This window comes from Burkholderia sp. Bmkn7, assembly GCF_041103175.1.
GTDB classification, from domain to species: Bacteria; Pseudomonadota; Gammaproteobacteria; order Burkholderiales; family Burkholderiaceae; genus Burkholderia; species Burkholderia cepacia.
Window position 1 is genome coordinate 2,023,161 of sequence record NZ_JBGCUH010000003.1, and the last position, 7,836, is coordinate 2,030,996.

Annotated in this window: 6 protein-coding genes; 5 read left to right on the plus strand and 1 reads right to left on the minus strand. The window is 71.2% G+C overall.

Going from position 1 to position 7,836, the window contains the following annotated elements; translation table 11 throughout:
- Positions 1–22 precede the first annotated feature (22 nt).
- From AB3K92_RS30950 to AB3K92_RS30970, 5 genes are read left to right on the plus strand one after another with little or no spacing between them, the layout of a single operon-like run.
- On the plus strand, positions 23–1,030 hold the full coding sequence (locus AB3K92_RS30950) for a TauD/TfdA family dioxygenase (protein WP_021163603.1): 1,008 nt from the start codon (positions 23–25) through the stop codon (positions 1,028–1,030).
- Positions 1,030–1,878 carry an ABC transporter ATP-binding protein gene (locus tag AB3K92_RS30955; RefSeq protein WP_175889576.1) on the plus strand — a complete coding sequence of 283 codons (849 nt, stop codon included), beginning with the start codon at positions 1,030–1,032 and terminating at the stop codon, positions 1,876–1,878. The genes AB3K92_RS30950 and AB3K92_RS30955 overlap by 1 nt, the downstream gene beginning before the upstream one ends.
- A complete protein-coding gene (gene fhuB / locus AB3K92_RS30960) occupies positions 1,875–3,965 on the plus strand; it encodes a Fe(3+)-hydroxamate ABC transporter permease FhuB (protein WP_060230639.1) in 2,091 nt (696 codons plus the stop codon). Before AB3K92_RS30955 ends, fhuB begins: the two co-directional genes overlap by 4 nt.
- Positions 3,962–4,762, plus strand: a complete 801-nt coding sequence (gene fhuF, locus AB3K92_RS30965; protein ID WP_060128755.1) for a siderophore-iron reductase FhuF — start codon at positions 3,962–3,964, stop codon at positions 4,760–4,762. Before fhuB ends, fhuF begins: the two co-directional genes overlap by 4 nt.
- On the plus strand, positions 4,759–5,805 hold the full coding sequence (locus tag AB3K92_RS30970) for an ABC transporter substrate-binding protein (protein WP_369466502.1): 1,047 nt from the start codon (positions 4,759–4,761) through the stop codon (positions 5,803–5,805). The genes fhuF and AB3K92_RS30970 overlap by 4 nt, the downstream gene beginning before the upstream one ends.
- Positions 5,806–5,973: 168 nt before the next feature.
- On the opposite strand, the gene AB3K92_RS30975 is transcribed toward AB3K92_RS30970, so the two are convergent.
- Positions 5,974–7,719: a cyclic peptide export ABC transporter gene (locus AB3K92_RS30975; protein ID WP_369466503.1), complete on the minus strand. Its 1,746-nt coding sequence runs from the start codon at positions 7,717–7,719 to the stop codon at positions 5,974–5,976.
- Positions 7,720–7,836 lie beyond the last annotated feature (117 nt).

Below are 7,836 nucleotides of genomic sequence, written 5' to 3' on the forward strand. Positions count from 1 at the left end.
CGCCACCTGAAGAGGACGTTGCATGACCCTGCTTTCGTTGCCGACGCTCGACGACCTGCGTATCGAGCCGGGGCTGCCCACCGTCGTGTCGCCGCGCGGCAGCGACGGGATGTCGATCGACGACGTCGCGCCGCTGGCGCGCGAGATCGCGGCCGACACGCTCGAACGGGCGGGCGGTGTGCTGTTCACGGGTTTTCACGTGCCGTCGATCGACGCGTTCCAGCAGTTCGCGGCGTCGTTCGGCGATCCGCTGATCGGCTATGAATACGCATCGACACCGCGCAGCCAGGTCGAGGGCGCCGTCTACACGTCGACCGAGTACCCGCCGCACCGCGCGATTCCGCTGCACAACGAGCAGTCGTATACGCGCGAATGGCCGTTGCGGATCTGGTTCCACTGCGCGCTCGCCGCGCCGAAGGGCGGGGCGACGCCGATCGCGGACAGCCGCGCGGTGTATCGCGCGCTCGATCCGGCGCTCGTCGCGCGTTTCGAGAAGCGCGAGCTGCTGTACGTGCGCAATTTCGGGCAGGGGCTCGACCTGCCGTGGCAGCAGTCGTTCGGCACCGACGAACCGGCCGAGGTCGAACGGATGTGCGCGGCGCGCGGCATCGAATGCGCGTGGCGCACCGACGATGACGGCGAGCTGCTGCTGCGCACGCGCGAACGCTGCCAGGCCGTCGCGCGCCATCCGCGCACCGGCGACCGCGTGTGGTTCAACCAGGCGAACCTGTTTCACCTGTCGGCGCTCGACGACGACATGCAGGAAGCGCTCGTCGACGCGGTCGGGCTCGAGAACGTGCCGCGCAACGTGTATTACGGCGACGGCGAACCGCTCGAAGCCGACGCGCTCGCGGAGATCCGCGGCGTGCTCGACCAGCAGCGCATCGTGTTCCCGTGGCGCACGGGCGACGTGCTGATGCTCGACAACATGCTGACCGCGCATGCGCGCGACCCGTTCGAGGGGCCGCGCAAGGTCGTCGTCGCGATGGCGCAGAGTTATACGGTCCCGCGCGACCGAACGGAGGATTGATGACGCGTAGTACCGCCGCGCTTGCCGCGCGCGGGCTGTCGGTGGGATATCGCGACCATGTCGTGATCGACGGGCTGGACCTGTCGATCGCGGCCGGCCGCGTAACCGCGCTGTGCGGACCGAACGGCTGCGGCAAGAGCACGCTGCTGCGCACGCTCGCGGGCTTGCAGCCCGTGCGTGCCGGCCATGTCGAAGTGAACGGGCAGCCGCTCGCGTCGTTTCGCCGTCGCGCGCTCGCGCGCGAACTGACGATGCTCGCGCAGTTCAACCAGATTCCGTCGGGCCTGACGGTGCGCGAACTCGTCGCGTACGGGCGCTATGCATACGGCGGCTTCCTGCGCGGCCTGTCGCGGGCCGACCATGCGGCGATCGACGAGGCGCTCGACACGAGCGGCCTCGCCGGCGATGCGGAGCGCGACGTCGGCGCACTGTCGGGCGGCGAGCGCCAGCGTGCGTGGATCGCGATGGCGCTCGCCCAGCAGGCGCCGATCGTGCTGCTGGACGAGCCGACGACCTATCTCGACATCCATCACCAGCTCGACATCCTCGATGCGCTGCGCACGCTGAACCGCACGCGCGGGCTGACGATCGTCTGGGTGCTGCACGACCTGAACCAGGCGGCCGCATACAGCGACGAAATCGTGCTGATGCGCGCGGGCCGCCTCGTCGCGCAGGGCACGCCCGACGCGATGCTCGATCCGGCGCGGCTGCGCGCGGCGTTCGGCGTCGAGATGCTGAAGCTCGCGCATCCGCAGACGGGCGCGCCGATGTGCGTGCCGGCCTACGGGCCGACCACCGACGGCGCGCCGCAGGCGGCCGGTGTCTTCGACCGGGATCTCGCCGTATGACCACGTTCGCGATGCGCAAGCGCCTCGCGGCGGCGGGGCGGGGCACGAGATCGGGCCGGGCCGGTGCGATCGCGATCGGCCTCGTCGCGCTGATCGCGGCACTGGCGGCGTTGCGCGTCGCCCCCGATCTGCGCGTGTGGTGGAGCGCGGTGCCCGGCAGCGATGCCGCTGCGCTCGCGCACGTGTTCCTGTTCGACCTCAACCTGCCGCGCGTCGCGGCCGCGCTCGTCGCGGGCGGCTGCCTCGGCATCGCGGGCGCGCTGTTCCAGTCGCTCACGCGCAATCCGCTCGCGTCGCCTGATTTGCTTGGCGTGACGGGCGGCGCCCAGCTCGGCCTGCTCGCGGCGATGCTCGTGCCGGCGCTGGCCGGCGTCGCGTCTGTGCCGCTGCTGTTCGTCTGCGGGCTCGCCGCGGCCGCGTGCGCGATCGTCGCGGCCGGCGGCTGGCGCGCGACGCCGTTGCGTCTCGTGCTCGCGGGCAGCGTGTGCATGCTGCTGTTCGCCGCGCTGTCGACGCTCGTGCTCGCGTTCTTCGAGCAGAACATCGCGGGCGCCGCGCTGTGGACCAACGGCAGCCTGTACCAGCCGGGCGCGACGGGCCTCGCGCTCGCCGCGCGCTGGCTCGTCGTGCCGCTGATCGCATTGCCGTTCGTGATCCGCCCGCTGAATCCGCTCACGCTCGGCGACGACGCGGCGGCCGCGGCCGGCGTGCGCGTCGACGCGACGCGGCTCGCCGCGACGATCGTCGCGGTCGCGTTCACGAGCGTGGCCGTCAGTATCGCGGGCCCGCTGTCGTATGTCGGCCTCGTCGCCCCGAACCTGTTGCGCCAGGTGCGCGGCGCGCGCGCCGCGCGGCTCGGCGTGCTCGTGCCGCTGTCGGCGCTTGCGGGCGGTGCGCTCGTGCTCGTCACCGACAGCGCGGTGCTCGCGTCGGGGCTCGACGCGACGCTGTCGACCGGCGTCGCGATCGCGCTGGTCGGCACGCCGCTGATGCTGGCGATGATCCGGCGCGGCGCCGCGTGGTCGGGTGTGCTGCATGCGGATGCCGAACGCGCGGCGGGCAGCGGCTCGACGCGGCTCGTCGGCTGGCTCGAGCGGCTCGGCTGGCCGCTGCGCACGATGCTGTTCGTTGCGGCGGGCGTGCTGGCCGTGTTCGTCGGCGTGTCGGCCGGCCCCGAGTGGCTGTCGATCGCGCGCTGGTCCGCTGCGCTGTCCGGCCACGATGCGCTCGCGCGGATGCTGATCGACCTGCGCATGCCGCGGCTGCTGTGCGCGCTCCTCGCGGGCGCGCTGCTCGCAGTGAGCGGCGTCGCGATGCAAAGCGTCGTGCGCAATCCGCTCGCGGGCCCCGAAGTGCTCGGCGTCACGCAGGGTGCGGGGCTCGTCACGCTGTTCGCGTTGTCGACGTGGCCGCTGATGGGCCACGTGACGCTCGCGGCGGCCGCGCTGATCGGCGGCGGGCTGTCGCTCGCGATCACGCTCGCGCTGAATCACCGGCATCGCTATGCGCCGCTCGCGGTGGCGCTGACGGGCATCGTGATCGGCGCGTTGTGGACCACGCTCGCGCAATGGCTGATCACGCAGGAAAGCGTGCAGCCCGCGCGCTTCGTCGTGTGGCTCGTCGGCGGGACTTACGGCCGCAGCTGGGGCGAGGTGTCGATGCTGCTGCCGTGGTGCGTGCTCGCGGTGCCCGTGTTCGCATGGCTCGCGAAACCGCTCGACATGCTCGCGCTCGGCGACGACCAGGCGGCCGCGCTCGGCCTGCCGGTGGCCGTGCTGCGGCCGCTCGCGCTGACGATCGCGACGCTCGCCGCCTGTGCGGCCGTCGCGGCGGTCGGGCCGGTCGGTTTCATCGGGTTGATGGCGCCGCACGTCGCGACGATGCTCGGCGCGCGCCGGCACCGTACGCGGCTGTGGCTCGCGGCCGCGTGCGGCGCGCTGATCCTCGGTGTGGCGGATCTCGCGGCGCGCACGGTCGTCGCGCCGCGCGAAGTGCCGGCCGGCGTGCTGACCGCGCTGATTGGCGCGCCGTACCTGCTCGGGCTCCTGATCCTCGAGGGGCGCCGCGCCCGGCGCGCGGGGCGATGACGCCGCCGCTCGACGGCGCGCGCGCCACGCGTTTCTCGGCGTTCGCGCCGGAACCGTTCGCCGATCATCTCGACGTCGTCTGGCTCGGTTTGCCCGACGACGCGCACGCGCCGGGCCGCCTCGTCGTGCCGGTCAGCGCGTTGCCCGCGCACCGCGACATCGTGCTCGACGCGATGGTCCGCCATTACGGCGGCGATCCGGCGCAGCACGCGCGCGCGCTGATGTCGCAATGGAGCAAATACTATTTCGGCCGCGCGGCGCCGGCCGGCGTCGTCGCCGCGCTGACGCTCGGCCGGCCGCTCGACATGACACCCGAGCGCACGTTCGTCGCGCTCGACGACGGGATGCCCGCCGCGCTGTATTTCACGCACGATGCGCTCGGCGAACCCTGCGACGACCCGGCGCCACGCTATGCGGGGCTCGTCGCGCATCTCGGCGCGGTGATCGACCTGCTCGCGGCGATGGGGCGCGTCACGCCGCGCGTGCTGTGGAGCAACGCGGGCAACCTGCTCGACTATCTGCTCGATACGTATCGTGCGCTGCCATGCGTGGCCGATCCGGTGCGCGACGCGGGCTGGCTGTTCGGTGCGACGTGCTTTGCATGCGAACCGAATCCGTTGCGCATGCCCGTGCGCGATGCGGTGCCGCGTTCGGCGCTGCTGCCGACGCCGTTCCGCGCGCGACGCGTGTGCTGCCTGCGCTATGAAATTCCTGGAGAAACGCAACTGTGTGGAAGCTGCCCCCTGCTACTGACGATGGACGACGCGGCGCTGGCCGAGCAGGACGCGATCCGGTGACGGATGCCGGCCGCCGGCACGCACTCGGCGCACTCGCGGCGCTCGGCGCCGCGTGTTGCGGCGCGCTGTCGGTCTCGTCCGGCGCCGTTGCCGCGGCCCTCGATGCACATCGCGCGCAGGGCGCGCGGGTGCCGGGTGCGCCGGGTTCGATATCGCTGGCCGGCAATCCCGTCGTGTCGCAGGCGAGCGCGACGATGCCGGTGCGGCCGCAGCGCGTGGTCGCGCTCGACTTCATGTTCGCGGAAAGCGTGATCGCGCTCGATCTCGTGCCGGTCGGGATGGCCGATACGGCGTTCTATCCGGGCTGGCTCGGTTATCAAAGCGACCGGCTCGCCAGCGTGACCGACATCGGTTCGCGCCAGGAGCCGGGCCTCGAGGCGATTGCGGCGGTCAAGCCCGATCTCATCATCGGCGTCGGCTTCCGTCATGCGCCGATTTTCGATGCGCTCGACCGGATCGCGCCGACGATCCTGTTCCAGTTCAGCCCGAACGTGTCGGACGGCGGCGTGCCGGTGACGCAGCTCGACTGGATGCGGCAGATCTTCCGGACGATCGGTGCGGTCACGGGGCGCGACGCGCGCGCGCAGGCGGTCGATGCGCAACTCGATGCGGGCATCGCGCGCAATGCGGCGCGGCTCGCGACGGCGGGCAGGAAAGGCGAGCGCATCGCGCTGCTGCAGGATCTCGGCTTGCCCGACCGCTACTGGGCCTATACGGGCAACAGCACGTCGGCGGGCCTCGCGCGGGCGCTCGGGCTCGACCCGTGGCCGAAGAAACCGACGCGGGAAGGCACGCTGTACGTGACGTCGGCCGATCTGCTCAGGCAGCGCGAGCTGGCCGTGCTGTTCGTGACCGCATCGGGCATGGACGTGCCGCTGTCCGCGAAACTCGATTCGCCGGTGTGGCGTTTCGTCCCCGCGATGAAGGAACACCGGATCGCGCTGATCGAACGCAATATCTGGGGGTTTGGCGGGCCGATGTCGGCGCTGAAACTGGCCGACGTGATGACCGACACGATGCTGAAGCTGCCGGCCGTGCGTTGAGTGTGCGGCGGTCGATGCCGCCCGGGCGGGCAGGGTGTGGCGGTAGACCCGACTCGCGCTGAACGGCCGGAGTGTCGCGACGATCGCCACCCACATTTCCTTCTGAAACGAATTTCGCCGGTGCGCTGCCATTGCAGCCCACCGGCGATTTTTTCATCGACTGCCGGATTACGCGTTCAGCGCGTCGACGCCATCCTGCGCACGTGACCGCGCGGGCATCGTGTCGCTGACGATGCGTCCGTTGTCGAGCTTCAACAAGCGGTCGGCGAGATCGAAGTAGCGATCGTCGTGCGTGATCACGATCACGGCCTTGCCGCGCGCACGCAGCTCGGGCAGCAGTTGTTCGTAGAACACGGCCTTGAACGACGGATCCTGGTCGGCCGCCCATTCGTCGAACAGGTAGAACGGCCGGTCCTCCAGGTATGCGACGACGAGGGCGAGCCGCTTGCGCTGCCCGGTCGACAGCGCGCGGGTCGAGAACGCGCCGTCGACCACCTTCACCTTGTGATCGAGCGCGAGCTTCGCGACGAGCGCGTTCGCGCGTGCATCGGCCTGCGCGCGGGACGGATCGTCGGGGTCGACGATGCCGAGCAGCGCATCGAACAGGTGGAAATCGTTGAACACCGCGCTGAAGCGCTGCCGATAGGCGGCGCGCTCGCGCCAGCCGATCGGGCGGCCGTCGACCTCGATCGTGCCTTCCTCCGGTTCGTAAAGCCCCGTCAGCACCTTCGCGAGCGTCGTCTTGCCGCTGCCGTTGCCGCCGACGATGAACACGAGCTCGCCCGGCCTGATCGTCAGGTCGATCGGCCCGATGCTGAACATCCGTTCGTCGCGTTCGTGGAAGTACGCATGCGTGACGCCGCGCAACGTGACGGCGCCGGCGGGCGGCACGTCTCGTGCTTCGGACGCGGGCGGCACCGTGCGCAGCGCGCCGAATTCGGCCATCACGCCTTCGATCCGCGTCAGCGACACGCGTGCCGCGTTGACGGTCGGCAGGTTGTTCAGCAGCCCGTCGAGCGGCACGAGCATGAACAGGAACACGACGACGTAGCCGGCGGCCGCGGCCGGATCGGCATGCACGCCGAGCTGCGGCCAGAACGACGCGACGCCGAGGAACGCATAGAACAGGAAGATGATCCAGCCGACGCCGACCGCGTACGCGCTGAACGCGCGGCGGCGGTGGTCGCGCACTTCGCCGATCGCGGCGCCGAGCTGGCCGTCGACGAACTGTCTTGCGCGTTCATCGTGCAGCTTCAGCTCCTTCGCGCCGGAAAACAGCGAGCCGAGATAACCGAACAGGCGGTCCTGCGCCTGGCCGGCCGCTTCGAGCGACGCGATCGCGCGGCGGTCGCCGGTGTGATAGCCGAGCGAGCCGGCGACGATCGCGGCCAGCGCCAGCAGGCACACCGGCCACGACAGCCACGCGAGATAACCGAGGCAGCCGAACACGATCGAGCCGTGCATGACCAGGTTCGGCAGCGCGAAGAACAGCATCGACACGTTGGTCGCGTCGTCGGTCAGCACCGACTGCACGGGCGCCGCGCCGATCCGCTCGATGTCGCGCAGCTCGGCCGCGCCGACGCGCCGCGCGAGATGCACGCGCAGCCGCGCCATCGTGTCCTGCGACAGGCGCGCGAACAGCGTGCCCGACACGATCCGGGTGACGAGCGCGATCACCGCGCACAGCGCGAAGCGCCATGCGAGCGACGCGTCGGCCGCGCCCGGTTGCGACAGCGCGCGGTTCAGCGTCGCGACGAGCAGCACGCTCGCGACGCCGTTCAGCACGCACGCGGTGAGCGCCAGCGCGAGCGACGCGCGGCTTTCGCGCAGCAGCGCGAGGATCAGCCGCGCCGCGGGGCGGGCGGGGGAGGCGTCGAGGGACGGCGGGGAAGAAGGCTCGTGGGCAGCTGTCATCGGCAACGTCGGTAAAGGGAAGGCAGGCGAAAACGCCAAAACGGCAAAACAGGCGCGAAAGCGGCGGCCGAGGCGGGGCCCCGTTGCGGCTTTCCTCCCTGATAGACGAACGGGCCG

Coding starts and splice junctions, on each gene's coding strand:
- AB3K92_RS30950 (WP_021163603.1), top strand. CDS start 23: ATGACCCTGCTTTCGTTGCCGACGCTCGACGACCTGCGTATCGAGCCG.
- AB3K92_RS30955 (WP_175889576.1), top strand. CDS start 1,030: ATGACGCGTAGTACCGCCGCGCTTGCCGCGCGCGGGCTGTCGGTGGGA.
- fhuB (WP_060230639.1), top strand. CDS start 1,875: ATGACCACGTTCGCGATGCGCAAGCGCCTCGCGGCGGCGGGGCGGGGC.
- fhuF (WP_060128755.1), top strand. CDS start 3,962: ATGACGCCGCCGCTCGACGGCGCGCGCGCCACGCGTTTCTCGGCGTTC.
- AB3K92_RS30975 (WP_369466503.1), bottom strand. CDS start 7,719: ATGACAGCTGCCCACGAGCCTTCTTCCCCGCCGTCCCTCGACGCCTCC.